We start from the raw sequence: 25,602 nt of genomic DNA, 5'->3' as shown, positions 1-25,602 counted from the left end.
TTTCCCCCGGAGGCGTCCGGGGATTGTACCCAGGCTGCGGCCGAAGCCTGTCAGCCCGGGTTGAACATCTGCCGCACGCCCCGCAGCAGTTCGTTGACACTGAACGGCTTGGGCAGCAGGGACATCCCCTGCCCGAGGAATTCATTGCGGACAGCGGCGCTTTCCGTATAGCCGGTGACGAACAGCACCGGCAGGTGCGGCCGCAGGGCCCGGGCCGCATCGGCAAGCTCGCGGCCGTTCATGCCGGGCAGGCCGACGTCGGACAGCAGCAGGTCCAGCTCACGGTCCGAATGCAGTTCCAGCAGCGCCTGCTGCGCGTTGATGGCTTCGACCACCTGGTATCCGGCTTCGACCAGCATCTCCCGGACCATCATCCGCACCGAATCGGTATCGTCCACCAGCAGGATGCGTTCGGCGCTGCCACGGGGCAGCTGTGCCGGTACCGATGCCTGGGTGACCGGCTGGAGCCGGCCCTCCGGCAGCAGCAGCTCGATTTCCGTCCCCTCGCCACGCTCGCTGGCGATGCGTGCGCTGCCACCGGACTGACGCGCGAACCCGTAGGTCATCGACAACCCCAACCCGGTGCCCTCGCCCTGCGGCTTGGTCGTGAAGAACGGCTCGAACACCTTGGTCAGCAGCTCGGTGGGAATGCCCACGCCGTTGTCCAGGACGGTCACGGTGATGTAGTGGCCCGGGGCCAGTTCATGGTCACGCTCGATCTGCGCACGTCCGGCGCGGATGCGGATCAGGCCTTGGCCGGCCAGCGCATCGCGGGCGTTGATGACCAGGTTGAGGATCACGTTCTCGAACTGGTTCGGGTCGGCCACCGCGATCAACGGCTCCGGGCCCAGCTCCAGTTCAAGCTCGATGTTCTCCCCGATCGAGCGCTGCAGCATGTCTTCCAGCGAGCGCACCCGCGCAACGACATCGAAGGTCTGCGGGTCCAGCGGTTGTTTGCGCGCGAAGGCCAGCATGCGCTGGGTCAGCGCCGCGGCACGGTGCGCCGAGCCGGTGGCGATCTCGACGTAGCGCGAGGCCTTGTCCCATTTACCGCTGGAGGCGGCGATCTCGATCATGTCCAACCCGGAGATGATCGTGGTCAGCAGGTTGTTGAAATCATGCGCGATGCCGCCGGTGAGCTGGCCGAGCGCATCCATCTTCTGCGCCTGCATCAGCTCGATCTCGGTGCGCTCGCGTTCGGCGATCTGGAAGGCCAGTTCGGACGTGGCGCTTTCCAGCTCCTGGCGCTGCTCGTTGGCACGCGCATGGTGCTCGGTCGTGTCTTCGATCAGCACCAGCCCCTGGCCGGCGGCCTGATAGGGGGTCACCCGCCACTCGGTCATGCGGATCGCACCGCCGACGCGAAGGCTGAAGGTTCCCTGCCAGCGCTCGCCCTCGGCGAGGGCGACCTTCAACGCACTCAGCGGCGCGGCCTGATCCTGAAGCAGCTGATCGAGTTGGCCCGGACCGATCTGCTGGCCCAGCAGACGGGTGAACGCGTCGTTGGCGTCGTGCGCGTTGAGGTCGGCATCGAGCACCGCGATGGGCGCATTGATATGGCGGAAGATTTCGCGGAAGCGCGCTTCAGTCTCGCGCAGCGCTTCCTCCGCGCGGCGGGCACGCAGCAGGCTGCGCAGCGTGGCCAGCAGCACATCCGGGTCCACCGGATGGATCAGATAGGCATCGGCGCCCGCGTTGAGGCCGGTGATCATGTCGCCGGTCGCGATCGAAGCCGCCGAGACGTGCACCACCGGCAGCAGCTGCAGGCGTGCGTTCTCGCGCAGCTGGCGGACCACATCGAAGCCACTCATGTCCGGCAGGTTCACATCCAGCACCAGCGCATCGAAATCATGCTCGGCCAGGCGCTCCAGCCCCTCCCCGCCGGTACCGGCTTCCTCGACATGGAACCCGTGATGCTCGAGCACCCGGCGCACCGCATAGCGGGTCGCTACGTTGTCGTCCACCACCAGGATGCGATCAGGGTTCGCCATTCGCGGCCTCCGTGGCCAAGGTCAGCGGCAACACCACATAGAAGTCCGAGCCTGCGCCGATTTCACTTTCGACCCCGACGTGCCCACCCAGCAGCTCGGCAAAGCGCTTGCACAGTGACAACCCCAGCCCGGTGCCGCGCAGCCGTTTCTGCAGCGGTGTATCCACCTGCACGAAATCCTCGAACAGGGTGGACTGCAGTTCGGCGGGGATGCCGATGCCGGTATCGCGCACGCTGAAGCGCACGGCGCTCTCCCCTTCCAACCGGGTCGACACCACCACCTGCCCATTGGGCGTGAACTTCAGTGCGTTGGAAATGAAGTTGCGCAGGATCTGCGCCAGCTTCTTGTCGTCGGTGTACAGCAACGGCATCACCGGCGGATCTTCGAACACCAGGTCCACCTGGTTGCCTTCCACCAGCGGGCGGAACATGCCACGCAGGGCCGAGAACAGGTCCATCAGGTCGAACCAGGCCGGTGAAATGGTGATCCGCCCGGCCTCGATCTTGGCCAGGTCCAACAGGTCGTCCACCATCTCGCGCAGCTCGCTGGTGGAGGCGCTGATGAAGCGCACCTGGCGGCGCTGCTCGTCGGTCAGCGGGCCGTCCATGCCGTCTTCCAGCAGCCGCGTCATGCTCAGGATCGAGCCCAGCGGCGTGCGGAACTCATGACTCATGTATGACAGGAACCGGCTCTTCAGCTCGGAGACCTCGCGCAGCTGCTCGGCCTGCTGGTCCAGCTCGGCATACAGCGCGAGCACGCCCTGGTTGGTTTCATCCAACTCGGCACGCAGCGCATCGGCTTCCAGGCGCAGCCGCTGCAGTTCCTCATCATTGGGGGTGACGCTCAATGCAGATCTCCAAGACGCAGGGCAACAATGCCGGCGTCATCCCGGCCACGATCAAAATCACGCTGCAGCACCGCCACGATCACTGCTGGATGACGGTGGAACAGGCCGGGGTAATCACGCAGGCTCCAACGCGCCTGTAGTCCATCGCTGTGCATGACCAGCAGCGTGCCTGTGGCCGCGTGAAAATGGAATGGTTGTGCCTTGCGGTACTGCACGCCGACGATCCCCGGGTGCGAGGCCAGCCCACGCGAACTGGTGGGCTCGCACAGGCTGGCGGCGATGTTGCCGATGCCGGCGAACTCCACCTGGCCCGTCGCCACATCCACGCAGGCCACCGCTGCCGCGCCACCCCGGGTGCCGGACATACCGGCATGCAGCACGCCGATCAACGCCGGTGCACCGCCCGCGGCAGAATGCGCGACCGCATCCACACCGGCCCACGCAGCATCGGCCGCAGGAAGCCCGTGGCCGAGGCCATCGATCACCGTGAGCGACACGGTCCGTGCGTCTGCGCGGATATGCCATGCATCGCCGCAGGCCAGCTCGTGGCGCATCGGCAGGCGCAGGGAGCCGTAAGCCACGTCGATGTCGCGCGGGGTGCGACTGGCGTAGATCCGCGCCACGACCACCGCCCCCTTGGCATCGGACCAGGCATCGAGCACGCTGGCCTGGCGCTGGATCGCCCCCAGCCCGAGGCCCTGGGTGCCGCCGGTCGAATACCCGTCCGGAAGGCACTCGGCCAGGGAAAAGCCCGGGCCGGTGTCCACGGTGCACAGCTCCACCCCGTTGCCGCCGCGACCACAGACCAGGGACAGGTACATGCGGCCACCGCGCCCATGTTTGAGCACGTTGGTCGCCATTTCGGTCGCCACCAGCGCCGCGCGACCGGCGTCCATTTCATCCAGGCCTACATGATCGGCCAGTGCCAGCGCTTCGCGCCGCGCCTGTCCGACCTGTGAGGTTTCTTCGACCACCACGACCCGCGTTACCTGGCCTGCGAAGTTCAGCTCCATTTGGTGATCGTGATGCGGGTGCCCTGCCCCGGCGCACTCTCCAGCTCGAATTCATCCACCAGCCGGCGCGAGCCGGACAGCCCCAGGCCCATGCCCGAGCCGGACGACCAGCCGTCGGTCAGCGCCTGCGCGACATCCGGAATGCCCGGCCCGTTGTCGGCGAAGACCAGCCGCACGCCCTTGCGCAGCCCCTTCTCGACCACGTCCCAGTCCATCGTCCCGCCGCCACCGTAGATCACGGCGTTGCGGGCCAGCTCACTGGCGGCAGTGACCAGCTTGGTCTGGTCGATCAGGCGCAGCTTGCAGGCCACGCACACCTGGCGCGCGGCCTGGCGGGCCAGCACCACATCCTGCTCGATGCGGATCGGCAGCGAACCACTGTTGGCACTCATGAGGCCGCTTCGTCTTCGTCGGTGCGCTGCAGCAGCTTCATCCCGCGCTCCACGTTGAGTGCGGTGCGCACGCCGCTGAGGGTGAGGCCGAGCTCCACCAGCGTGATCGCCACGGCCGGCTGCATGCCTACCACCACCGTGGTGGCATCCATGATCCGGGCCAGCGACGAAATGGTCGCGATCATGCGGCCGATGAACGAATCGACGATATCCAGCGCGGAAATATCGATCAGCACGCCGCGCGCGGAGGTGCTGCGGATCTTCTCGGTGAGGTCATCCTGCAGGGTCAGCGCGAGCTGATCGTGCATGTCCACCTGGATGGTCACCAGCAGCAGATCGCCCATCTGCAGGATCGGGATGCGTTCCATTTTAGCGGGCAGTCCGGGTCACGGTCTGGCCGGTGCGCTTGAGCGCCAGCGCCAGTGCGTCGGCGAGGTTGGCCTTGGTCACGATGCCCTGCAGGTCCAGCCCCAGGTGCACGATGGTCTGGGCGATCTGCGGCCGCACGCCACTGATGATCGCATCGGCGCCCATCAGGCGGATGGCGGTCACGGTCTTCAGCAGATGCTGTGCGACCAGCGTGTCCACGGTGGGCACGCCGGTGATATCGATGATCGCGATTTCCGAACCGGTATCCACGATGCGCTGCAGCAGCGATTCCATCACCACCTGGGTGCGCTGCGAATCCAGCGTGCCGATCATCGGCAGCGCGAGGACGCCTTCCCACAGCTTCACCACCGGCGTGGACAGCTCCAGCATCTCTTCCTGCTGGCGCTGGATCACGTCTTCGCGCGTCTTCTGGAACACGCTGACCGTGTGCAGTCCCAACTGGTCGATCAGCTCGGAGATCGCCCACAACTGGTCGCCCAGCTGCGCCGGATCATTCACGTAGCCCTGCTGGATCACCTCGAACAGCGGTCGCTTCAGCGAGAAGATGAAGCTGGCGGTCTCCGACGAGTTGAAGCCCTTCAGCACGCGCTCGCGGGAAAGTTCCTCCAGGAAGCGGCGGATGTCCTGCCACTCGACCCGTGCGATGGAGCTGACCTCCGTAGCCGACAGCGCCTCCAGGAACAGACGCCAGAACTCGCGGACCTGCTGGTCCAGCTCGCGGGAGGACAGGCGGCCGTCCTGGGCCTGGCTGGAACCGGCCAGATTGCCGGCCCATGCGGCCAGCAGGGGCTCTTGATGGCTGCGAATGAGATCGATCGTGCGCTGCTGCAAAGCCGCCATGGAAAAGGTCCTGAAAGAAGGGAAACACCGGGTGGACAGACGCCCCATCACCGATATGAATGGGGGTCGCAATCGTCCAAGCTTAAATGAATTCAGGAAGATTGGGCATGACGGCAGATGCTGATGGCGTGAAGGTTGTTTGCACTTCCCTGACTCATTCAGAAAGACCGGACCTGGGCTGTTCACCTCGCCAGTTTCCCGGCCGGGCCGCCACAACGCATCAGGCCGCCCGAAGGCGGCCTGATGGTGGAACGGTCAGCGCAGCAGCGCGAACAGGAGCAGCAGCGGAATCGGAATGCCGAGCATCCACAGCAGAATGTACTTCATGGTGTTTCCTCCCTTGGGATGGTCAGGTTCACAGGTCGCGGCGACGGCCGCCCCAGGTGGCACTCAGGCTGGCGATGAAGGCACCGATCAGCAGCGTGATGAACAGCCACAGCGCGGCATAGGCGGTCGCCTTGCGGGCATCGTCGGCCGCCTCCTTGGCCTGCTGCTTGGCGTTGTCCAGCGCAGCGCGCAGGCGGGTCTGGACATCGGTCACGCGGGCCTGTGCCTCGGCCTGGCTCATGCCGGTCTGTGCCGCCACCAGCTGGCCCAGGTACTGGGTATCGGCCGGGTCCATGGTGTCGGACTTGAGGCTGTTGACGATGATGCGATTGACCTCGGTACGCACCTCACGGCTGTCCGCACGACGGTCGGCACCCGGCATCGGGCGCGGCGGCGGCGGTGCGCCGTTGACCGGCGGTGCCGGGGGCGCCGCTGCATCGGCCGGACCCACCGGCGGCGCGGGCTGCGCTGAGGTCGGGTTGGCACGGAACAGCGAATCCACCCAGTACTGCACGTCACCCTCTTCGTTGCCCATTGCGGCCGAGCCTGCGCCCGCTGCGGCAATACCGCCGGCAGTGGACGCCGCCGCACCTGCGGTGGCACCGGCCACCTTGGCGCCAGCGCCGAGAATGCCGCCGATCGCGGAGGTCAGCAGTGCGGCGGTCAGCAGGGTGGCCACCGCCCACGACACGAAACCATGTGCGGTATCGCGGAAGTAGGTCTCATCGCCGTGCAGGTTGCTCCACTTCGTGCGCAGGCGACCGGCCAGATAGCCACCCAGCCCGGAGGCTGCGATGGCGGTGAAGGTCAACCAGGCAATGCTGGACCAGCCGAAGGTCTCGGCAGTCACGCCTTCAAACGACCACGGCGAGACCGACGACAGGCCCAGGCCCACGCCGAGAATCACCAGGATCAACGAAAGCGCGGCTGCGGCGATGGCACCGGCCAGGATCGCGCCCCATGACACGGCGCTCTCGCGCGGAAGATCCACCACCGGCGGTGGGGTGACCACGGCCACGGTCGCGGCAGCGACGGGCTCGGGGTGGGCGTAATCGCCTCGGGTATTCATAGCGGATGGCACTCCTTTTCATGCGCTGCGGATGCAGCTCGCATCGGCAGGCTGCGCTTCAGGTCGTGAAATACGCGAGACGCTGAAAACAAGACCGTGTGGACGGCCGCGCCAGACTCACACCCGCCGGCCAAGCAGCATGATCACGCCGACCAGCCCACCCAGCGCGCCGACAACCGCCAGCTCGATGGACGGCTCACGCAACCGCAATGCCATGACGATGCACAGCGCGCCCAGCCCGATGATCACCGCGCCGATGGCCGCCGCACGCGCCGAGCCATAGAAGTGAGTACGCCGGATCGGCTCGCTGAGCGCAGGCTGCCTGCGTTGCCAAGCCTCCAGCGCATGTTCGAATTCGCGCAGCAGGCGGTCACGGCTCTGCAGATCGGCTGCACTCACCATCAGTGTCGCCCGGCCCGGCCGCACCAGTTTGAGATAGTCATCGGTGCCCCAGCTGGACAACTGATCGAAGGGCACTGCGTCACGTCGCGAAAACATCAGGCCATCGGCCATGACCATCACTTCATTGCGCGTCGGAAAGCCCTGGAACGCCAACATCGGCGGCAGCACCAGGCACAGCAGTGCCACCACGATGGCGACACCGACCGGACCGCGATTGAGCACGATGAACATGAAACTGCCCGCAGCCAACAGAAATGCGAGCGGGACGGCCAGCTGGTGCCAGCGGGTATAAACCGAGACCTGGATACCTTCCCTTGGCTTCACGATGGGTTCCCTCCTTGGTATCGGCGCGGGGCCGGGCGCCTCGGGCACCATGGTCTTCGATGCAGGCCACGGCGGCAAATGCGCTGATGTCAAAACGGTTATCAGCCTGCCATCGTCGCGCCGGTGAATATGCTGATGAACATGCGTTCCAAGCCACGATGAACTTTTACGACATTCACGTGGCAATAATCCAGTCACGCCATGGATGGCACGTGACCGGCCAGGGATGGCCTTTCAGCGGATGCAGTGGAACGGGGGCTGCATCGCCGGCGACTTGGCGCGTCCAAGGGGATTATCTGGAAGCACTCTCATGACACTGGCATTATCCGGTCGCGTCGTCGCGGCCCTGTTCCTCGCCTCAAGCCTGTCCTTGGCCCTGCCTGCAGCGGCCGCAGCCACCGCCCCATTTCCTGCCGAAGGCGTGTGGCGCGGCGAATTCAATATCGATGGCGATCCCATTCCGTTCAACTTCGAAGTAAAGGGAAAGTGTGCGCAGGACGCGACCTTCACCCTGCTCAACGGCAGCCGCACCGACAGATTCAAGGTCACCCCGCGCGATGACGGGACCTTCTCGGTGCGGATGAACACCTACGATGCGGTGCTCGAAGGCAAGGTCTCCGAGGATGGCAAGCACCTGGTCGGCCAGTACAAGGACCTGGTGCCCAGCCGCAACGGGGCGCGCAACCTTGCCTTCACCGCCGAACAGGGCGCGGCATGGCGCTTCGTCAAGCCAGGCCAGGACGAGGCACCGGCGGCGGACCTCAGCGGCAAGTGGGCCGTGCAGACCATCGACAAGGCCGCCCGCCAGGACAAGCGCAACCAGGTCGCCCTGCTCAAACAGGAGGGAAATCGCCTCTCCGGCGTGTTCATGACCGTGGTGGGTGATACCCGCGAGCTGGAAGGCACCGTGCAGGGCAACCGTTTCTACCTGTCCGGCTTCAGTGGGCCCAGCCCGCTGCTGATCCGCGGCACGATCGATGAAGACGGCAACATCCAGGGCGCGTTCGGCAGCGGCATCTACAACGTGGTGAAGTTCGAGGCCGAGAAAAGCGACAAGGTGGAGCTGCCGGATCCGTACAAGCTCACCTTCCTCAAGGATGGCCAGGAACGCATCGATTTCAGCTTCCCCGATCTGCAGGGCAAGCAGGTCTCGCTGCGCGACGACAAATACCGCGGCAAGGTGGTCATCGTTGAAGTGATCGGTACCTGGTGCCCGAACTGCACCGACCAGACCTATTTCCTGGCCCCGTGGTTCAAGCAGAACCAGCACCGTGGCGTGGAGGCGGTGGCGGTCGCCTTCGAGCAGGAAGACAACTTCGATTACTTCAAGAAGACCCTGACCACCTTCAAGGATTACTTCGACATCCGCTACGACATCGTGTTCGGCGGCATCGCCGACAAGAAGGTCGCTACCGAGAAACTCAAGGGCCTCAATTACATGGCCGCCTTCCCGACCACGATCATCATCGGCCGTGACGGCAAGGTCCGCGAGATCTACACCGGCTACACCGGCACCGTGACCGGGGAGTATCACCAGGATTATGTGGCCCGCTTCAACAGCCTGCTCGATGGGCTGATTGCCGAGCCCGATCCGTATGCGGCAAGCGCCGCGACCGCAACCACGACGCCGGCACTGGCCGTCGCCCCGTAACCCTCCGCGGCGGCCTGCCCGCCCGCCGCGGCCATCCCTCCTGCGCTGCACGCCCGCACGGCCTCCCCGCGATGCCGCGGGCGGCTGCGCGCCACGACGAAGAGACCCGCCCCATGCGCACCACCGTGCTGTTGACCCTGCTCACCGCTGCCACCGCACCTGCCGTGGCGATCGCCGCGCCGGTGACCTACCAGCTCGACCCGACCCATACCGACGTGCTGTTCACCTGGAACCACAACGGCTTTTCTTTCCCGACCGGCCGCGCCGCGATCAGCAGCGGCACGCTGGTCTACGACGCCGCCAGGCCCGCCGCCTCGCAGGTACAGGTCGAGCTGCCGCTGGCCGAGCTGGCCACCCACGTGCCGAAACTCGACGAGATCGTGAAGAGCGACAAACTCTTCGATGTCGCCAGGTTCCCGCAGGCTGCCTTCCGCAGCACCTCGGTCGTGTCCCAGGGCGCCGGCCGCCTGAAGATCACCGGCGAGCTGACCCTGCATGGCGTCACCCGCCCGGTCGTGCTCGACGCCACCCTCAACAAGGTGGGCGAGCATCCCAGCCGCAAGGTGCCGACCATCGGCTTCAACGCCACGGGCGTGATCCGCCGCAGCGAGTTCGGGCTGGATGCGTTCCTGCCCAACATCGCCGACGAGGTGCAGCTGCACATCACCACCGAGGCGCAAGGGGGCAAGGAGTGAGGTACGGCATCCTTCCCCTGGGCGTTGCGTTGCTGCTGAGCGGTGGCAACGCGATCGCCGCCGATACGCCAAAGGTCGCCCTCAAGCCGCGGCTGGAGGCCGCGCCCGACGGGTCCCGCGAGCTGGTCATCGATGCCCGCATCGAACCGGGCTGGATCCTGTACGCCTCGGACTTCGAGCAACCGCAGATCGGCCCGCGCGCGGCGCGGGTGATCCTGGCGGACGGGGCGCAGACGCAGGGCCCGCTGCGCTCGGTCGATGCCCGCGAAGGCCACGGCCGCAGTTTCACCGGTGACTACCGCTACACCTATTTCAGCGAACAAGGGCAGCTGCGCCTGCCCGTGGCGGCGGGCGGCACGCCGGTGAACGGCACCCTGCGCGCGCAGGTCTGCTTCGAAGAGAGCGGCCTGTGCGAGCTGGTCCAGCAGGAGATCGTCGCGCGTTGAGCGCGGCGCCCGCCATGCCACGCCCTGCCCTGTCCCTCTCCCTGCTTGCGGCACTGGCCGGCGGCGCGTTCCTGGCGCCGGTGCTGTCCGCCGATGCGCCGACCTACGACGGCGATCTGTCCGACAACCCGCGCGCCCAGCTGGGCCGACAGCTTTTTTTCGATCCCATCCTGTCGCGTGACCGCACGGTGTCGTGCGCCAGCTGCCATCAGCCGGCCCGCGCCTTCGCCGATGACCGCGCGCTCAGCCTGGGCGTGGACGGTCGCCTGGGCACCCGCAACACGCCCAGCGTGATGAACAGTGCCGGGCGCACCCGCTTCTTCTGGGATGGCCGCAGCGAGACCCTGGAGGAACAGGCGCTCGCGCCGATCGCCAACCCGCTGGAGATGGACCTGCCGGTGGATGACGCGGTGGCGCGGCTGCGTGCCGATCCTGCGTGGGTGGCACGCTTCCAGGATGCCTACAGCGCCGCTCCCAGCGCGCGCACGCTGGGCCGCGCCCTGGCCGCCTACCAGAAGACTCTCAACACCGTGGACAGCCCGTACGACCGCTACGCGCTGGGCCAGGAGGACGCGATCAGCGACGCGGCCAAGCGCGGCCGCCTGCTGTTCATCACCAAGGCCCAATGCGTGAGCTGCCACGCCGGGGAGGACTTCACCTCGGACCGCTTCAAGAACATCGGCATCTACAACGGCCGCGAGTTCAACGACGAAGGCCGCGGCGGGATCACCGGCGATCCGGCGCAGAAGGGCGAGTTCAAGGTGCCGGGCCTGCGCAATGTCGCGCTGACCGCGCCCTACATGCACAACGGGATGTTCAAGAGCCTGCGCGAAGTGATCGTGTATTACGACGACCCCGGCAAGGTCATCCCCGATTCGATCGGCCGGGACGCGCAGCTGCGCGATCCGCTGCACCTGACCGAGGCGGAGATCGACGACATCGAGCAGTTCCTGCACACCCTTACAGACGACCGCTTCGCGTCGCGCGCGACTTCTTCGACGGCCTCACCTCCATGACCTCTTCCGCTTTGCGCCGCCTGGCGCTGCTGGCTACCGTGCTGATGATCGCGCTGCCCATGGCATCGTTCGCCGCCCCGCCCACCACGGCCGCGCCTGCCGGCCAGGCGGCACCGGCCCTGCACTGGACCGACCTCGGGGGTGCCCCGGCGTCGCTGGCGCAATGGCGCGGCCGCCCGGTGCTGCTCAACTACTGGGCCAGCTGGTGCGGCCCGTGCCTGAAGGAACTGCCCGACCTGCAGGATTTCTCGCAGGCGCAGACCTCGCGGCCGAACGGCGTGCACGTGGTTGGTGTCGCGCTGGATGATGTGGAATCGGCCAAGGCCCTGCGCGACCAGCTGCGCCTCACCTACCCGCAACTGGTGGAGGGCGACGGCCCGCCCGGCACCGCCGCCGCGTTCGGCAACCGCATCGGCACACTGCCGTTTTCGGTGCTGATCGATGCGCACGGCACCGTGCTGCAGGTCCACAACGGCCCGCTGCATCCTGCCGACCTCGCCCGCTGGGCTGCCGCCGCCGGCGGTGCGCCATGACCGGCACCGGACGTGCCGCCGCCGCTGCCGAGTGCTGTTGCACGGGTACGCCAGCCACCGGCTGATCCGGTCCATCCGCCCTCGCCTGCCTGCCGCATGCCGCTGTGCATCGGCCCTCCTTCTCCTGGGGATCTTCCATGCTGTCCACGCACCATCGCCTGCCGTTGGTTGTCGCCGTCCTGTCCGCGTTGTCCCTGCCCCTCGCCGCATACGGCGCAGCCGAGGTGGAGGTCGCCACCAGCGTGAGCACCGCCACCCTGGATACGGTCACCGTGACCGGCACCCGTGCACAGGGCCGCACCGTGCGCGAAAGCGCGGCGCCGATCGATGTCCTGTCCGCCGAGGACATCCGCGCCGCCAACGCAACCAGCCTGCTGGATGTGCTCAACACCACCGTGCCCAGCTTCAACCTGCCGCTGGAAACCGGGGATCTGAACAGCATGGTGCGTGCCGGGCAGCTGCGCGGCCTCAATGCCAGCCACGTGCTGGTACTGGTGGACGGCAAGCGCCGCCACGCCACCGCGCTGCTGGGCGCGGGTGGCTTCGGTGGCGCCGCGCCCGCCGATCTCGCCCTGATCCCCACCGGTGCGATCGAACGCATCGAAGTGCTGCGCGATGGCGCCTCGGCGATCTACGGTTCGGACGCCATCGCCGGGGTCATCAACATCGTCACCCAAAAGGCTGCCCGCGGCGGCAACGTCTCCTACCGCGATGGCACCTACTTCGCCGGCGATGGCCGCGCGCGCGTGGTGCAGGCCGATGCCGGGTTCGGGCTGGGCGACGGCGGCTATCTGCACCTGGCGGCGCAGCTGGACGACCAGGAAGCCACCGACTACACCAGCCCCGCACGCGATACATTCCTGTACTACTTTCCGCGCAACGCGGCCGGCAATGCGATCCGCCCCGGCGGCAACCAGGCCAGCAACCCGACGCTGCCACCCGGCGCGACGCCGGATCCGCGCGAGGCCACGCGCGACAACAATGCCTGGCGCAACCGGGGCATCCGCGCGTTCCGCACGAAGACCGCCACGGCCAATGCCAGTATTCCCCTCGCCGCGACGGTGGAGGCCTACGGGCTGCTGACCCTGGCCCAGCGTGATGCCTGGGCACCGCAGAACTTCCGCCAACCGCTGCGCAATGAGGTAGTACGCGCGATCGATCCGGATGGCTTTGCACCGACCGAGCACATCGACGAGAACGACGGCGCGCTCACGCTGGGGGTACGCGGCCAGTTCGGCGAGTGGGACTGGGACCTGAGCAGCGGCTACGGGCGCGATGCAATGGATATCAACCTGCACAACAGCATCAACCCCACCTACGGCCTGGACAGCCAGACCGATTTCTACATCGGCGACCTGCGCTACAGCGCCTGGACCCATAACCTGGATCTACGCCGCCAGCTGCAGACGGCGTGGCTGGCCGCGCCACTGGAACTCAGTGCAGGGGCGGAGTATCGCGACGAGCGCTACCGGATCGGCGCGGGCGACGTGCAGTCCTACACCCATGGCGGGCAGCGGGTGCTGGACGGCCCCTACGCGGGTACCGTGCTGGGGATCGGCCTGGGCGGCTCGCAGGCGCTGCCCGGCTACCGGCCCGAGGACGCGGTCGATGTCAGCCGCAACAGCGGTGCGCTGTACCTCGGCGTCGCGGCCGACCTGGGCGCGCGCTGGCGCGTGGACCTGGCCGGCCGGCATGAGCGTTACTCGGATTTCGGCAGCGAAACCACCGGCCGCCTCTCCACCCGTTTCGCGCTGCATCCCCGGCTCGCCCTGCGCGGCACGATCAGCAACGGGTTCCAGGCGCCGTCCCTGGCCGCGCAGGCGTACCGCAACACCTCCAACGGCAATTTCTACACCGACCACATCCTGCAGGCCGGTTCGCCGCAGGCCATCGCACTGGGCGCGCAGCCACTGCGCCCGGAAACCTCGCGAAGCCTCAGCCTGGGCATCGTGGCCGAGCCATGGCAGGGCGCATCGCTGACGGTGGATGCCTACCGCATCGATGTGGATGACCGGATCGCCCTGTCCACCACCTTCCGCGAGGGGCTGTATCCCGGCTCCGGCGTGCTGGTCACCTCGGTGGGACTCGGCGCACAGGATGGGGTGCGCTACTTCATCAATGCCGCCGATACCCGCACCGATGGCGTGGAAGCCACGCTCGAAGGCCGCGTCGATCTGGGCCGCAGCGGCACCCTGCGCTGGACCCTGGCCAGCAGCCATAACCGCGCCAGGATCACCGGTCTGGCCCCCACCCCCGCCGTGCTGGCCGCCTTCAATGTGCCGGTGTTCAGCACCGGATCGCAGAACGAGCTGCTCTACAAGGCGCCCAAGTCCCGGCAGGTGCTGGGTCTGGACTGGAGCCTGGGCCGCTACCGGGTCGGCCTGCGCCAGAGCCGCTATGGCGACATCCAGCGCTATGGTTCGCCGACCACGGTCGCCAGCAGTGGGCCGTATGCCGGCCAGGCCGAGATCGCCTATGACATCGGCGGCCTCTGGATCACCGATCTGCAGCTGGGGGCCACCCTGCCCGGCGGCTGGGACGTGGCGCTGAACGCCAACAACGTGTTCGACCGCAAGGTCACCAGACTGCCCGAGCCGCTGCTTGCCGCGAACGAATACTACCGGTATGCCAATGGCGGACCGGTCGATGGCTCGGGGGGGCTGTGGTCAGCCACCCTTCGTTACCGCTGGGACTGATCCGCGCGCAGCGCAAGGAACACCGTCGCATCCTCACAGATCCGGGCGCACGCCTATGCAAAAATAAGGGAACTGTGGCACACCGCGTCGCAGGTGACGGCGTGTGCTCCTGACAACCAGGCGCAGCCGTGCCATTCGTGCGGTGGCCAGTACTGGTAAAGATCAGGAGTCAATGAATGTCCTCGAGGAATTCCGGCGCAAGCGCCTTGGATCTGTCCAGCTGCGCGCGTGAGCCGATCCGTACCCCCGGTGCCATCCAGCCGTACGGATTGATCCTGGTCCTCGATCACACGACATTGACCGTCAACGCCCGCGCGGTGGCCGAGCCGGGCCTGCTGGAGGCGCTTGGCGATCCGCTGGGCCAGCCGCTGGATCAGGTGCTGGCCGGCACTCTGGCGCCATGCAGGCCGGTGCTGGAGGCATTGCAGGAGGGTGCCTCGCATTTCCTGGGCGCGCACCCGGTGGGCACAGCGGGCAACCACCACACCGTGGCCCACCGGATCGGTGATGACGTCATCATCGAGCTGGAGGCCCCGGTGCCGGGCGAACCGGGCTCGCTGGAGGACCTGTATCCGTCGATCCGCCGCTTCATGGCCGCGATCGAGCACGCGCCGACGACCCAGGCATTGTGCGAACTCGCTGCCACGCATATCCGCGAGCTGACCGGCTTCGACCGCACGATGATCTACCAGTTCGACAAGGACTGGAACGGCGCGGTGGTGGCCGAGGACCGCAACGACGTGCTGCCCTCCTACCTCGACCTGCGCTTCCCGGAATCGGACATCCCCGCCCAGGCGCGCGATCTGTACCGGCAGAACCGCGTCCGCCTGATCGCCGACAGCCATTACAGCCCCGTGCCGCTGGTGCGCGTACCGGCCCTCGCCGATGCGACGCCCATCGATCTGGGCCCGGCCATGCTGCGCAGCGTCTCCCCGGTGCACCTGCAGTACATGCGCAACATGGGCACGGGTGCCTCGATGTCGGTCTCGGTGCTGTCCGAGGGCGAGCTGTGGGGCCTGATTTCCTGCCACAACCAGGTCGCCCGCCGGGTGCCCTACCACGTACGTACGGCCTGCGAGTTCATCGGCCAGATCCTGTCGCTGCAGATCGCGGTGAAACAGCGCGCGGTACTGGTCGAAGAGCGCATCGCACGCCGCGCGATCCAGGTCCGGCTGCTCGGGCGGATGGCCGGTGATACCGACTTCATGGCCGCACTCGGCCGCGACCAGCAGAGCCTGCTCGCGCTGACCCAGTCCACCGGCGCAGCGATCGTGCACCGTGGCGAGTGCATCCTGCATGGCCAGTGCCCCGGCCAGCGCCACGTGATGCAGCTGGTGCAATGGCTGACCGCGCAACAGATCGAGGGCGACATCTTCTGTACCGACACTCTGCCGCTGGATTGGAAGGAGGCCGAAGCCTTCGCCGGCGTGGCCAGCGGCGTGCTGGCCATCTCGATCTCGCAGATCCACGACAGCTTCGTGATCTGGTTCCGTCCCGAAGTGGTCCGCACCGTGCGCTGGGGCGGCGACCCGCGCAAGGAAGAGACCGGACAGCCCCTGTCGCCGCGCACCTCCTTCGAGGGCTGGAAGCAGACCGTGCGCCAGCAGTCGCTGCCCTGGAACGACGTGGACCGCGATGCTGCGCTGGAACTGCGCACGGCCATCGTGGATATCGTGCTGCGCAAGGCTGAAGAGATGGCGGCATTGAACGAGCAGCTGTTGCGCAGCAACAAGGAACTCGAAGCGTTTTCCTATTCGGTGAGCCATGACCTGCGCGCCCCGTTCCGGCACATCGTCGGTTACTCGGAACTGCTGTGGTCCTCGGCCGGCGAAAGATTGAACGATTCAGAAAAGAGATTTCTCGACACCATCGTGGAGTCGGCAAAATCGGCTGGGACCCTGGTCGATGACCTGCTCAGCTTCTCGCAGATGGGCCGCTCGACGATGGGCCAGATCGCGATGGACATGACCGCCCTGGTGGAAGACGTGCGCCACAAACTCGACATGGAGTACGCCGGGCGCGCCATCGACTGGCAGATCGCGGGGCTGCCCAAGGTGCAGGCCGACCCCGGCATGCTGCGGCTGGTCTGGCAGAACCTGCTGGCCAACGCGATCAAGTTCACCCGCGACACGCCCGAGCCACGCATCGAGGTCGGGCATGAACGCAACGACACGGAGGACATCTTCTTCGTGAAGGACAACGGCTGTGGTTTCGACATGCGCTACGTGGACAAGCTGTTCGGCGTGTTCCAGCGGCTGCATCACGTCGATGAGTACGAAGGCACCGGTATCGGCCTGGCCAACGTGCACCGCATCATCACCCGCCATGGCGGCCGGACCTGGGCGAGAGGCCAGGTCGGCGCCGGCGCGACATTCTATTTCACCATTCCCTTTGCTACTGGAGACCACCTATGAGAGATCTGCGACCGATCCTGCTCGTAGAAGACAACCCGAAAGACGCTGAATTGACCATGGCCGCGCTCGCCCGCTGCCAGTTGCTCAATGACGTGACCCATGTGCGCGACGGCGTGGAAGCGCTGGAGTATCTCCGCTGCCAGGGGCGTTATGAAGGGGCCATGCATGGCGGCCCGGTGGTCGTGCTGCTGGACCTGAAACTGCCCAAGCTCAACGGGCTGGAAGTGCTCAAGGAAATCCGTACCGACCGTGCCCTCAGCAGCACCCCGGTGGTGATGCTGACCTCCTCGCGCGAAGAGCAGGACCTGATCCGCAGCTACGAGCTGGGCGTCAACGCGTTCGTGGTCAAGCCGGTGGACTTCAAGGAATTCCTTGAAGCGATCCAGGGCCTGGGCATGTTCTGGGGCATCACCAACCAGCCGCCACCGCACGGCACGCTGTTCGGCGGGAAGAGTAGACACGATGGCTGAGGCCGCCACAGCAAAGACCATCAGGATCCTGATGGTCGAAGACAGTGCACTTGATGCAGAACTGATCACCGCGCAGCTCAAGCGCGCCGGGGTGCCGTTCACCGCCGAGCGCACCTGGTCGCACCAGGGCATGCTCGATGCCCTGACCACGACGCCGTTCGATGTGATCCTGGCCGACCACGTCCTGCCGGGCTTCGATGGTGATGCCGCGCTCGCCCTGGCCAGCGAGATCGCCCCCCAGATTCCCTTCATCTTCGTCTCCGGCACGCTCACCGAAGAACTCGCAGTGCAGGCGCTCAAGCGCGGTGCGCGCGATTACGTGGTCAAGTCACGCCTGCAGCGCCTGCCCGATGCCGTGCTCAGGGCCATCGGCGAAGCGCAGGAGCGCCGCCGGCTGCAGCGCATGGAGGCCGAGCTGCATGAGAGCCACCAGCGGCTGAGGCTGATCACCGATTCGCTGCCGGCGCTGATCGCCTACTTCGGTCACGACCATCGCTACCGCTTCGCCAACAACGCCTATGTCGAGTGGCACGGCCGTACGCCGGAGAGCCTGATCGGCCGGCACACCCGCGAGGTGATCGGCGAGGACACCTTCAACAGCATCCAGCAGCACCTGGACCGGGTCCTGCTCGGTGAGAAGGTGAGCTTCGACCTGCTCTCGCTGCGCAGCGATGGCACGCCCCGCCACGCGCAGGTGGACTGCGTACCCGAGCTGGCGCCGGACGGCGCGGTGCTCGGCTATTACGCGATGGCGCGCGACATCAGCGAGCTCAAGCACGCGCAGGCGCTGCTCAGGGCCAACAACGAATCCCTGGAACGCCAGGTCGACGAGCGGACCTCGGCGCTGCACCGCAGTGAAAGCCGGCTGCAGGCGCTGTTCGAATCCAGCTTCCAGCACCAGAACCTGCTGACCCTGGATGGCCACATCATCGACACCAATTCGGCGTCGCTGGCGGCCATCCTCGCCGACAAGGAAGACGTCCGCGGCAGCCTCTACTGCGAGTCTGCCTGGTTCGCCGATACCCCCGGGGTACCTGGCGTGGTCTGCACGGCCATTCTCGAGGCGGCGGCCGGTACCGCTTCCCGCCATGAACTGGAGCTGCGCCTGCCCACCGGCAAGCGGACCTTCGATTTCTCCTTCCGCCCCCTGTTCGACCATCAGGCGCGGATCACTGCGGTCGTCTCCGAAGCGGTGGAAACCACCGCGCGCCGGCAGGCCGAAGAGGCGCTGCGGCACAGCCAGAAGATCGAGGCCGTCGGCCAGCTGACCGGTGGCATCGCGCACGACTTCAACAACATCCTGACCGTGATCGCCGGCAACATCGAATACGCCAAGATGCTGACCGACCGCCTGGGTGACGCCGCGGGCAATTCCTCGCGCTCGCTGGACAACGCGATGAAGGGCGTGATGCGCGCGGCCAACGTCACCCAGCGCCTGCTGGCGTTCTCGCGCCGGCAGCCGCTGAAGAACATGCCGGTGGACCTGAACGAAGAAATGCGCGGCATGCAGGACATGCTCAAGCGTTCACTGGGCGAGCTGGTGCAGATCGACATGCTGCACAGCCCGGATATCTGGTGCGTGGAGATCGACCCGAACCAGCTGGAGGCCTCCATCCTCAACCTGGCGGTCAATGCCCGCGATGCCATGCCCGAGGGCGGGCGCCTGACGATCGAGATCGACAACATCCATCTGGACAAGGACTACGCAGCGCAGCACCCGGATGTGCCGCCCGGCCAATACGCCATGATCCGGGTGCGCGACAGCGGCCAGGGCATGTCCGCCGAGGTGATGGGCCGGGTGTTCGAACCGTTCTTCACCACCAAGGAGGTCGGCCGCGGCACCGGGCTGGGCCTGTCGATGGTGTACGGCTTCGCCAAGCAGTCCGGTGGCCATGTGCTGCTCGACTCCATCGAAGGCAGCGGCACCACGATCACCCTGCTGTTCCCGCGCTCGGCCTCGGCCCTGCCCGGCACCCGCCAGGCCGAGGCGCAGGAAGCCAACGCCTACGAGGTGGAGGAGGAAACCACGGTGCTGGTGGCCGAGGACAATGACGATGTCCGTGCCTACACCGTGGATACCCTGCGCCAGCTGGGCTACCGCGTGCTCGAAGCGCATGACGGACCCTCCGCCCTGCGCCTGCTGGAGCGGCCGGACGTGAGCGTGGACCTGCTGTTCTCGGACATCGTGATGCCGGGCATGTCCGGCTGGGCACTGGCCAAGCAGGCGATCGGCCGGAAACCGGGGTTGCGGGTCCTGTTCACCTCGGGCTATCCGCGCGATATCGACGCAAGCGGCACGGTCGGCCGGACCATCGCGTTGCTCGCCAAACCGTTCACCCGCAGCGACCTGGCCCGTTCCATCCGGGCCTCCCTGCAGGACGAGAGCGCCGCCTAGGGCGGTGAGACCTTGGACCGAGGGTAATGAAAGAGGCTGCCGTCATCGGCGCCTCCCGGGGATCATGACGCCGGGCTGGCGCGCGATGCACGGCCGGCTAACGCGCGCGGGCGCTAAGGTGGAACTCCGCACAGGTGGCTGCATGCCACGAGGATCCGCGCCCGCAATGACTGCTGCCAGTTCCCACCCACGATGCCGCGTGCTTCTCGTCGAAGACGATGCGCCCATCCGGGAGATGACCAAGGACATCCTCAACGACGATGGCTTCGAGGTCCTCGACGTTGCCGATGCCGAGGCCGCGCTGGGGTGCCTCAGGCATGACGGCCCGTTCGACCTGCTGGTCTCCGATGTCGGCCTGCCTGGAATGGACGGCCGCGACCTGGCCACGATCGCCACCACGCTGCACCCGGCCATGCCCATCCTGCTGGTCACCGGCTATGCCGGGGCGGCCGGGGCCCGGCCGGACTTTCTCGGCGAGGACATCAAACTGCTGCGCAAACCCTTCACGCTCAAACAGCTGGTGAGCTCGGTCAGGTCCCTGCTCTGAGCGCAGCCAGCACCGTCAGTGGCTGCTGCCTGCAGTCGCCAACAGCGCGCGCGCACGCCGCTCCAGTTCGGCGGTGGTAAATGGTTTGGTCAGCACTTCCATCCCCTCCTCCAGCTGCCCGGCGCCCACCGCCGCCGACGCCGCATAGCCGGTGATGAACAACACGGGCAGCCCGGGACGGACCTGCCGCCCCGCATCGGCGACCTGCCGGCCATTGAGCCCGCCAGTGAGGCCAACATCGGTGATCAGCAGGTCGATGGGCTGCCCGGAGTGCAGCAGCTCGACCGCCTGGCCGCCCTCCGGCGCCTCCAGCACCCGATAGCCGGCGCCGCCCAGCACCTCGCTGAGCAGCGCGCGGATCGCCGCCTCGTCTTCGACCACCAGGATCGTCCCGACGCTGGGCGTGGATGTGGCGGGCGCATCCTGCTCGGTCTCCTGCACCGCATTGGCCGCGGCTTCGCCGATGAAGCGTGGCAGGTACAGCTCCACCGTCGTGCCCTGGCCGACCTGCGAATCAATCCGTACCTGGCCGCCGGACTGGCGGGTGAAGCCATAGATCATCGACAGGCCCAGGCCGGTGCCCTGCCCGATCGGCTTGGTGGTGAAGAACGGCTCGAAGACCTTCTCGATCACCGCCGCCTCCATGCCGGTTCCGGCGTCCTTGACGGCCAGCCGCACGTAATCGCCCGGGGGCGTATCCAGCGCTGCCGCAGCCTCGCCCTGCAACGTCACGTTCGCCGCACTGATGATCAGCGGGCCGCCCTCGGGCATCGCATCGCGGGCATTGATGCACAGGTTCAGCAGCGCATTCTCCATCTGCGGCACATCCACCAGCACCGACCATGGATCCGAATCGAGCTGCGTGGCGATCGCGATCGACGGCCCCAGCGTGCGCGAGATGATGTCCAGCATCCCGCGCACCAGGGCATCGGCCACCACCGGCGTCGGCGCCAGCGTCTGCCGGCGGGAGAAGGCCAGCAGCCGCTGGGTCAGCGCGGTGGCGCGCGACGCGCTGGACTGCGCCATCTCCAGGTACCGGCCCACATCATCGTAGCGACGCTGATCGATGCGCAGCTCCAGCAGCTCCAGCCCGACCGAGATGGCGGTCAGCAGGTTGTTGAAGTCATGCGCCAGGCCGCCGGTCAACTGGCCCACGGCCTCCATCTTCTGGCTTTGCCGCAACCGCTCTTCAGCCACCTGCAGCTCGGCGCTGCGCGCCTGCACCCGCTCTTCCAGGGTCAAGGTCAGCTCGCGCAGCTGGTCTTCGGCCAGGCGCCGCTCGGTCACGTCCGAGGCAGTGCCGAACCATTCGGTGATCTCGCCGTTGCCGTCCAGCAGCGGCACCGCGCGCATCTGCACCCAGCGCACGCTGCCATCGGCGAGCAGGCTGCGGTGTTCCAGCGCCAGCGGCTCCCGCTGCGCCAGCGCGCGGGCGATGGCCTGCTCCAGCAGGCCCAGATCCTCCGGATGTACGTAGCGCTCCTTCCAGTCGCTGAGCGCGGGCAGGCTGTCGTCCTGCGCGACCGGTCCAGTGGCCAGAATCTGGCGCATCTCGCGCCAGTCGGCGGTGACCGCATACAGCGACTGCGAGGAGGCGCTTACCAGCGCGCCGAGGCGTCGCTCGCTATGGGCCAGTGCATCGCTGGCGCGGCGCTCTTCTGTGCGGTCGCCCAGCACCTTGACGAAGCCCAGCGCGGCGCCATCTTCATCGCGCAGCACGGTCATGGCGCCGCTGGCCCAGAACCGCCCGCCGGATTTGCGTGCCAGCCAGCGCTCACCGCTGACCCCGCCCGATGCGATCGAGACGCTCTGGTTGTGGCGCAGGCGGTCGGCCTGGATGTCCTCCTGGGTATAGATCCGCTCCACCTTCTGGCCCAGCATCTCGGCCTCCGTCCAGCCGAAGATGTGCTCGGCACCGGCATTCCACAGGGTCACGTTGCCCTGCAGGTCCGAGGCGACGATCGCGTAGTCGCTGGCACTGTCGATGATCTGGCGATTGCGCGCCTCCACCTGCCGCATCGTGCGCTGCAGCTCGATGTGGGAGGTGACATCCAGGCCCTGCACGAACACGCCGGCAGTGCTGCCGTCTTCGCCGGCCACCGGCTGGAAGACGAGATCCAGCAGGCGCCGGGCCGATGAGGGATCGGACGGGAACGGCGCGTCGTAGACCATCTCGCTGCCGATGTACGGCTTGCCGGTGCGGTACACCTCGTCCAGCAACGGCATGAAACCCTGGTCGACGATTTCCGGCAGCGCCTCCCGGATCGACTTCCCGAGCACGTGGCGGTTGCCGACCAGGCGCTCGTAGCCCGGGTTGGCCAGCTCGACGCGATGCTCGGGCCCGTTGAGGAAGGCCATGAACATCGGCGACTTGTCGAACAGCGCGATCAGGCGCTCGTTCTCCTTGGCCAGGCGCTGCTGCGCCACGATGATGCTGGTCACCTCGTTGGTCACGCAGAACGCGCCGCCGACACTGCCGTCGTCCAGGAAGATCGGCGAGAAGGAGAACGTCCACCAGGTCTCTTCAGGCACGCCCTGGCGGCTCATCGAGACCGGCAGATTCTCGTAGCGGGAGGACCCGCCTGCGAAGGCAGCCTCGATCGGTGCGCGCACGGCGTCCCACGCATCCGCCCACAGCTGCCTCAGCGGCGCCCCCAGCGCCCCCTCCAGGCGCGGCCCCAGGATCGGGCTGTAGGCATCGTTGAAGAAGAATGTCAGGTCATCGCCCCAGACCACGTACATGCTCTCGGGCGAGGCCAGGATCAGGTTGACCGCATTGCGCAGCGCACTGGGCCAATGGTCGATCGAACCCACCGGCGTCGCCTGCCAGTTCCATCCACGCACCTGCTCGGCCATCGGGCCGGTGCTGCCGGGAAAACGCCCCACCCCTGCACTCATGCGCGCCGCTCCAGGACGGCCGGGGCACGCGCGCCGCGCAGCCGCGCGACAGACCAGGGAAGGACAGACATCATCGGGTCACCGAACCTTGAACTGAAAGGCATCGCAGCAGCAGGGGGAACGGCAGGCAGCGGTCGGCCGGCCGGTAGGGGGAGAGCAATTTAATCCACGCGGGGCCAACTCCATGTCAACGCCCGCAGCCGTAACGGACCGCTGCCCACGGCCACGGATTGTCCCGCGCCACGGGCGGCGGGTACAGCCCCGGCCGCTCAGCGCCGCAATGCCGCCCGGCCTGCCAGGCCCGGACGTGCACGCGCCCGGGACGCGCCGTTGGCGATGATGCCGCACCCTCCCCACCCCCGCCTCCGCCATGGCCAAGCCGACTGGCTCCCGTCTCGTGATCTATGCCGCGCTCGCCGGCAACCTGGCCATCGCCATCGCCAAGTTCGTCGCCGCCGGCATCTCAGGCAGTTCGGCCATGCTCAGCGAGGGCGTCCACTCGCTGGTGGATACCATCAACGAGCTGCTGCTGTTGTACGGCCTGCGCCGGGCCGAGCAGAAGCCGGACACCCTGCATCCCTTCGGCCATGGGCGGGAACTGTATTTCTGGAGCTTCATCGTGGCGCTGCTGGTGTTCGCCGCCGGTGCGGGCGTCTCGGCGTATGAAGGCATCCAGCACATCCGCAACCCGGAGCCGGCCACCAACCACCTGATCAGCTACATCGTGCTGGGCATCTCGCTCGTGTTCGAAGGCACCTCGTGGTGGATCGCGCTGCGCGAATTCCGCGCCACCAAGGGTTCATTGGGCTACTTCGAGGCATTCCGCCGCAGCAAGGATCCCTCCACATTCACGGTGCTGCTGGAAGACAGCGCCGCCCTGCTCGGCCTGGGCTTCGCGCTGGTCGGCCTGCTCGCCGCGCAGCTGCTGGACATGCCCATCCTTGATGGCGTCGCTTCGCTGTGCATCGCCGGTGTGCTGGCGGTCACTGCCTTCCTGCTTGCACGCGAAACCAAGGGGCTGCTGGTGGGCGAACCGGCGCACCCAAGCGTTGCCAAGCGCATTCTCGCCGTGGCCAACACCGATGCCGACCTGCGCCGTGCCAATGGCGTGACCACCATGCAGATGGGACCCGAACAGGTCGTGGCGATGCTGAGTGCCGAGTTCGAAGATGATCGCACCACGCCGCAGATCGAGGCGTGCATCACCCGGATCGAGAAAGCGGTGAAAGCCGAGTATCCCGAGCTGGTCGCCTTGTTCGTCAAGCCGCAGACGCCAGAAGTGTTCCAGGCGCGGCGGGCCGCGCTGGCCGAGCCGCATCCGGACACATGAGCGCCGAGCACAGCAGGCAGCGCCCGGGTGAGCAATGCCGGCGCTGCCTACGAGGCCATCACGGATATCGTCGGATGCTCGGCCCATGCGCCGTTTCGCACAAGCCATCGCCGACACCGAGTCACTCCCCGCCGGACTGCCTGCCGCGCTGGCGCGGACGCTGGCCGCCGGCCCGGACCACTACAACATCGCCAAGGGCAGCGTGGCCACGGTGCTGGCGCGCGACCACGACGGCTCCATTGCCGTGGCCGACATGGTGTGGGGGCTGGTGCCGCGCTGGTCCAAGGAACCGGCCACGCCCTATACAACGGTGACCGCACGGCTGGAGCGCGCGCCACGCAGCCGCATCTACGCGCAGGCCTGGGCACAGCGCCCGTGCGTGCTGCCCATGACCGGGTATTACAAATGGGACCGCGCGCGCCGGCCGCCGTGGCCGCTGTTCGTGCAGCGCAAGGACGGGCGTGTCCTGCTCGCCGCCGGCCTATGGGAACACTGGGAAAGCGAGGATGGCCAGCAGCTGGACAGCTTCACGGTCCTGACCGGGCCGAACCACGCGATTCCTGCCCCGCTCACGCCGGATGGACCGATCTTCATCGCACCGGCCACCGCACTGGACTGGTTGAGCGGCGCTTTCAAAACGCCCGCGGCACTGAACGCCCGCGCCACTACGCCCGCACTGGAGGCCTATCCGGTCAGCCGCGCGTTTCGTGATCCCGCGCGCAACGATTACACGCTGTTGGAACCTGTCGATCCGGATGCCGCCGCAGCCACCACCGAACCACCGCAATGGGATGGCGATGCGTGGGATGAGCGCGATGCGGATGAATGACGTGCAGCGCGCGTGAGCGTCAACCTTTCCGGCGCTTGAACGGATTCCGCGTCACCCGCGAATTTCACCTTCGCGCCACTGCCGTCC

21 protein-coding genes are annotated in these 25,602 nt (G+C 67.1%); 12 read left to right on the top strand and 9 right to left on the bottom strand.

Annotated features, from left to right (window positions below; all coding sequences use genetic code 11):
- Positions 1 to 50 precede the first annotated feature (50 nt).
- The 8 genes from PV764_RS12905 to PV764_RS12870 all read right to left on the bottom strand — a co-directional run bounded on the left by PV764_RS12905 (position 51) and on the right by PV764_RS12870 (position 7,793).
- Positions 51 to 1,991, bottom strand: coding sequence for a response regulator (locus tag PV764_RS12905; protein WP_019184171.1), 1,941 nt, complete (start codon positions 1,989 to 1,991; stop codon positions 51 to 53).
- Positions 1,978 to 2,838: a sensor histidine kinase gene (locus PV764_RS12900; RefSeq protein WP_019184172.1), complete on the bottom strand. Its 861-nt coding sequence runs from the start codon at positions 2,836 to 2,838 to the stop codon at positions 1,978 to 1,980. The genes PV764_RS12905 and PV764_RS12900 overlap by 14 nt, the downstream gene beginning before the upstream one ends.
- Complete coding sequence (locus PV764_RS12895) at positions 2,835 to 3,851, bottom strand: ATP-binding protein (RefSeq protein WP_421116781.1); 1,017 nt, start codon at positions 3,849 to 3,851, stop codon at positions 2,835 to 2,837. Before PV764_RS12895 ends, PV764_RS12900 begins: the two co-directional genes overlap by 4 nt.
- Positions 3,842 to 4,243 carry an anti-sigma regulatory factor gene (locus PV764_RS12890; RefSeq protein WP_019184174.1) on the bottom strand — a complete coding sequence of 134 codons (402 nt, stop codon included), beginning with the start codon at positions 4,241 to 4,243 and terminating at the stop codon, positions 3,842 to 3,844. The genes PV764_RS12895 and PV764_RS12890 overlap by 10 nt, the downstream gene beginning before the upstream one ends.
- The gene (locus PV764_RS12885; protein WP_019184175.1) at positions 4,240 to 4,611 is read right to left on the bottom strand and encodes an STAS domain-containing protein; all 372 of its coding nucleotides are present in this window, start codon (positions 4,609 to 4,611) and stop codon (positions 4,240 to 4,242) included. Before PV764_RS12885 ends, PV764_RS12890 begins: the two co-directional genes overlap by 4 nt.
- 1 nt (position 4,612) lies before the next feature.
- On the bottom strand, positions 4,613 to 5,473 hold the full coding sequence (locus PV764_RS12880) for an STAS domain-containing protein (protein ID WP_046273390.1): 861 nt from the start codon (positions 5,471 to 5,473) through the stop codon (positions 4,613 to 4,615).
- A gap of 355 nt (positions 5,474 to 5,828) precedes the next feature.
- Positions 5,829 to 6,869 (bottom strand): hypothetical protein, encoded by a 1,041-nt coding sequence (locus PV764_RS12875; protein ID WP_046273389.1) that lies wholly within the window; start codon positions 6,867 to 6,869, stop codon positions 5,829 to 5,831.
- Between the two features lie 117 nt (positions 6,870 to 6,986).
- Complete coding sequence (locus tag PV764_RS12870; protein WP_421116780.1) at positions 6,987 to 7,793, bottom strand: hypothetical protein; 807 nt, start codon at positions 7,791 to 7,793, stop codon at positions 6,987 to 6,989.
- A 112-nt stretch (positions 7,794 to 7,905) separates the two neighbouring features.
- On the opposite strand from PV764_RS12870, the gene PV764_RS12865 reads away from it, so the two are divergent.
- From PV764_RS12865 to PV764_RS12820, 10 genes are all read left to right on the top strand, one after another.
- The gene (locus PV764_RS12865) at positions 7,906 to 9,246 is read left to right on the top strand and encodes a peroxiredoxin family protein (protein ID WP_421116779.1); all 1,341 of its coding nucleotides are present in this window, start codon (positions 7,906 to 7,908) and stop codon (positions 9,244 to 9,246) included.
- Between the two features lie 113 nt (positions 9,247 to 9,359).
- Complete coding sequence (locus PV764_RS12860; RefSeq protein ID WP_421116778.1) at positions 9,360 to 9,941, top strand: YceI family protein; 582 nt, start codon at positions 9,360 to 9,362, stop codon at positions 9,939 to 9,941.
- The gene (locus tag PV764_RS12855) at positions 9,938 to 10,387 is read left to right on the top strand and encodes a protein-disulfide reductase DsbD domain-containing protein (RefSeq protein WP_421116777.1); all 450 of its coding nucleotides are present in this window, start codon (positions 9,938 to 9,940) and stop codon (positions 10,385 to 10,387) included. Before PV764_RS12860 ends, PV764_RS12855 begins: the two co-directional genes overlap by 4 nt.
- A gap of 14 nt (positions 10,388 to 10,401) precedes the next feature.
- Entirely contained in the window at positions 10,402 to 11,403 is a 1,002-nt protein-coding gene (locus PV764_RS12850) for a cytochrome-c peroxidase (RefSeq protein WP_070474589.1), read from the top strand.
- Complete coding sequence (locus tag PV764_RS12845) at positions 11,400 to 11,936, top strand: TlpA disulfide reductase family protein (protein ID WP_284129153.1); 537 nt, start codon at positions 11,400 to 11,402, stop codon at positions 11,934 to 11,936. Before PV764_RS12850 ends, PV764_RS12845 begins: the two co-directional genes overlap by 4 nt.
- 137 nt (positions 11,937 to 12,073) lie before the next feature.
- Positions 12,074 to 14,632: a TonB-dependent receptor plug domain-containing protein gene (locus PV764_RS12840; RefSeq protein WP_421116776.1), complete on the top strand. Its 2,559-nt coding sequence runs from the start codon at positions 12,074 to 12,076 to the stop codon at positions 14,630 to 14,632.
- Between the two features lie 176 nt (positions 14,633 to 14,808).
- Positions 14,809 to 17,046 (top strand): ATP-binding protein, encoded by a 2,238-nt coding sequence (locus PV764_RS12835; RefSeq protein ID WP_421116775.1) that lies wholly within the window; start codon positions 14,809 to 14,811, stop codon positions 17,044 to 17,046.
- Positions 17,043 to 17,516, top strand: coding sequence for a response regulator (locus PV764_RS12830; RefSeq protein ID WP_019184186.1), 474 nt, complete (start codon positions 17,043 to 17,045; stop codon positions 17,514 to 17,516). The genes PV764_RS12835 and PV764_RS12830 overlap by 4 nt, the downstream gene beginning before the upstream one ends.
- Positions 17,509 to 19,911: a PAS domain-containing protein gene (locus PV764_RS12825; RefSeq protein ID WP_421116774.1), complete on the top strand. Its 2,403-nt coding sequence runs from the start codon at positions 17,509 to 17,511 to the stop codon at positions 19,909 to 19,911. Before PV764_RS12830 ends, PV764_RS12825 begins: the two co-directional genes overlap by 8 nt.
- Positions 19,912 to 20,077: 166 nt before the next feature.
- The gene (locus PV764_RS12820) at positions 20,078 to 20,458 is read left to right on the top strand and encodes a response regulator (RefSeq protein ID WP_046273383.1); all 381 of its coding nucleotides are present in this window, start codon (positions 20,078 to 20,080) and stop codon (positions 20,456 to 20,458) included.
- Positions 20,459 to 20,473: 15 nt separating this feature from the next.
- Here the strand turns inward: PV764_RS12820 and PV764_RS12815 are convergent, their stop codons facing one another.
- Positions 20,474 to 23,356, bottom strand: a complete 2,883-nt coding sequence (locus PV764_RS12815) for a PAS domain-containing protein (RefSeq protein WP_421116773.1) — start codon at positions 23,354 to 23,356, stop codon at positions 20,474 to 20,476.
- A gap of 370 nt (positions 23,357 to 23,726) precedes the next feature.
- Here PV764_RS12815 and PV764_RS12810 point away from each other — a divergent pair, with 370 nt between their 5' ends.
- The gene (locus PV764_RS12810; RefSeq protein WP_046273381.1) at positions 23,727 to 24,686 is read left to right on the top strand and encodes a cation diffusion facilitator family transporter; all 960 of its coding nucleotides are present in this window, start codon (positions 23,727 to 23,729) and stop codon (positions 24,684 to 24,686) included.
- Positions 24,687 to 24,771: 85 nt separating this feature from the next.
- Positions 24,772 to 25,515: an SOS response-associated peptidase gene (locus tag PV764_RS12805; protein WP_052727526.1), complete on the top strand. Its 744-nt coding sequence runs from the start codon at positions 24,772 to 24,774 to the stop codon at positions 25,513 to 25,515.
- The last annotated feature ends 87 nt before the right edge of the window (positions 25,516 to 25,602 follow it).

This window comes from Stenotrophomonas sp. AS1 (assembly GCF_048957655.1).
GTDB classification, from domain to species: Bacteria; Pseudomonadota; Gammaproteobacteria; order Xanthomonadales; family Xanthomonadaceae; genus Stenotrophomonas; species Stenotrophomonas bentonitica_A.
The sequence above is the reverse complement of the archived record's forward strand: the minus strand, read 5'-3'. Positions and strand labels throughout refer to the sequence as shown.

Excerpts from the sequence above, each read along its gene's own strand:
- PV764_RS12905 (WP_019184171.1), bottom strand. The coding sequence starts at position 1,991 with ATGGCGAACCCTGATCGCATCCTGGTGGTGGACGACAACGTAGCGACC.
- PV764_RS12895 (WP_421116781.1), bottom strand. The coding sequence starts at position 3,851 with ATGGAGCTGAACTTCGCAGGCCAGGTAACGCGGGTCGTGGTGGTCGAA.
- PV764_RS12890 (WP_019184174.1), bottom strand. The coding sequence starts at position 4,243 with ATGAGTGCCAACAGTGGTTCGCTGCCGATCCGCATCGAGCAGGATGTG.
- PV764_RS12885 (WP_019184175.1), bottom strand. The coding sequence starts at position 4,611 with ATGGAACGCATCCCGATCCTGCAGATGGGCGATCTGCTGCTGGTGACC.
- PV764_RS12880 (WP_046273390.1), bottom strand. The coding sequence starts at position 5,473 with ATGGCGGCTTTGCAGCAGCGCACGATCGATCTCATTCGCAGCCATCAA.
- PV764_RS12875 (WP_046273389.1), bottom strand. The coding sequence starts at position 6,869 with ATGAATACCCGAGGCGATTACGCCCACCCCGAGCCCGTCGCTGCCGCG.
- PV764_RS12865 (WP_421116779.1), top strand. The coding sequence starts at position 7,906 with ATGACACTGGCATTATCCGGTCGCGTCGTCGCGGCCCTGTTCCTCGCC.
- PV764_RS12860 (WP_421116778.1), top strand. The coding sequence starts at position 9,360 with ATGCGCACCACCGTGCTGTTGACCCTGCTCACCGCTGCCACCGCACCT.
- PV764_RS12850 (WP_070474589.1), top strand. The coding sequence starts at position 10,402 with ATGCCACGCCCTGCCCTGTCCCTCTCCCTGCTTGCGGCACTGGCCGGC.
- PV764_RS12845 (WP_284129153.1), top strand. The coding sequence starts at position 11,400 with ATGACCTCTTCCGCTTTGCGCCGCCTGGCGCTGCTGGCTACCGTGCTG.
- PV764_RS12840 (WP_421116776.1), top strand. The coding sequence starts at position 12,074 with ATGCTGTCCACGCACCATCGCCTGCCGTTGGTTGTCGCCGTCCTGTCC.
- PV764_RS12835 (WP_421116775.1), top strand. The coding sequence starts at position 14,809 with ATGTCCTCGAGGAATTCCGGCGCAAGCGCCTTGGATCTGTCCAGCTGC.
- PV764_RS12830 (WP_019184186.1), top strand. The coding sequence starts at position 17,043 with ATGAGAGATCTGCGACCGATCCTGCTCGTAGAAGACAACCCGAAAGAC.
- PV764_RS12825 (WP_421116774.1), top strand. The coding sequence starts at position 17,509 with ATGGCTGAGGCCGCCACAGCAAAGACCATCAGGATCCTGATGGTCGAA.
- PV764_RS12820 (WP_046273383.1), top strand. The coding sequence starts at position 20,078 with ATGACTGCTGCCAGTTCCCACCCACGATGCCGCGTGCTTCTCGTCGAA.
- PV764_RS12815 (WP_421116773.1), bottom strand. The coding sequence starts at position 23,356 with ATGAGTGCAGGGGTGGGGCGTTTTCCCGGCAGCACCGGCCCGATGGCC.
- PV764_RS12810 (WP_046273381.1), top strand. The coding sequence starts at position 23,727 with ATGGCCAAGCCGACTGGCTCCCGTCTCGTGATCTATGCCGCGCTCGCC.
- PV764_RS12805 (WP_052727526.1), top strand. The coding sequence starts at position 24,772 with ATGCGCCGTTTCGCACAAGCCATCGCCGACACCGAGTCACTCCCCGCC.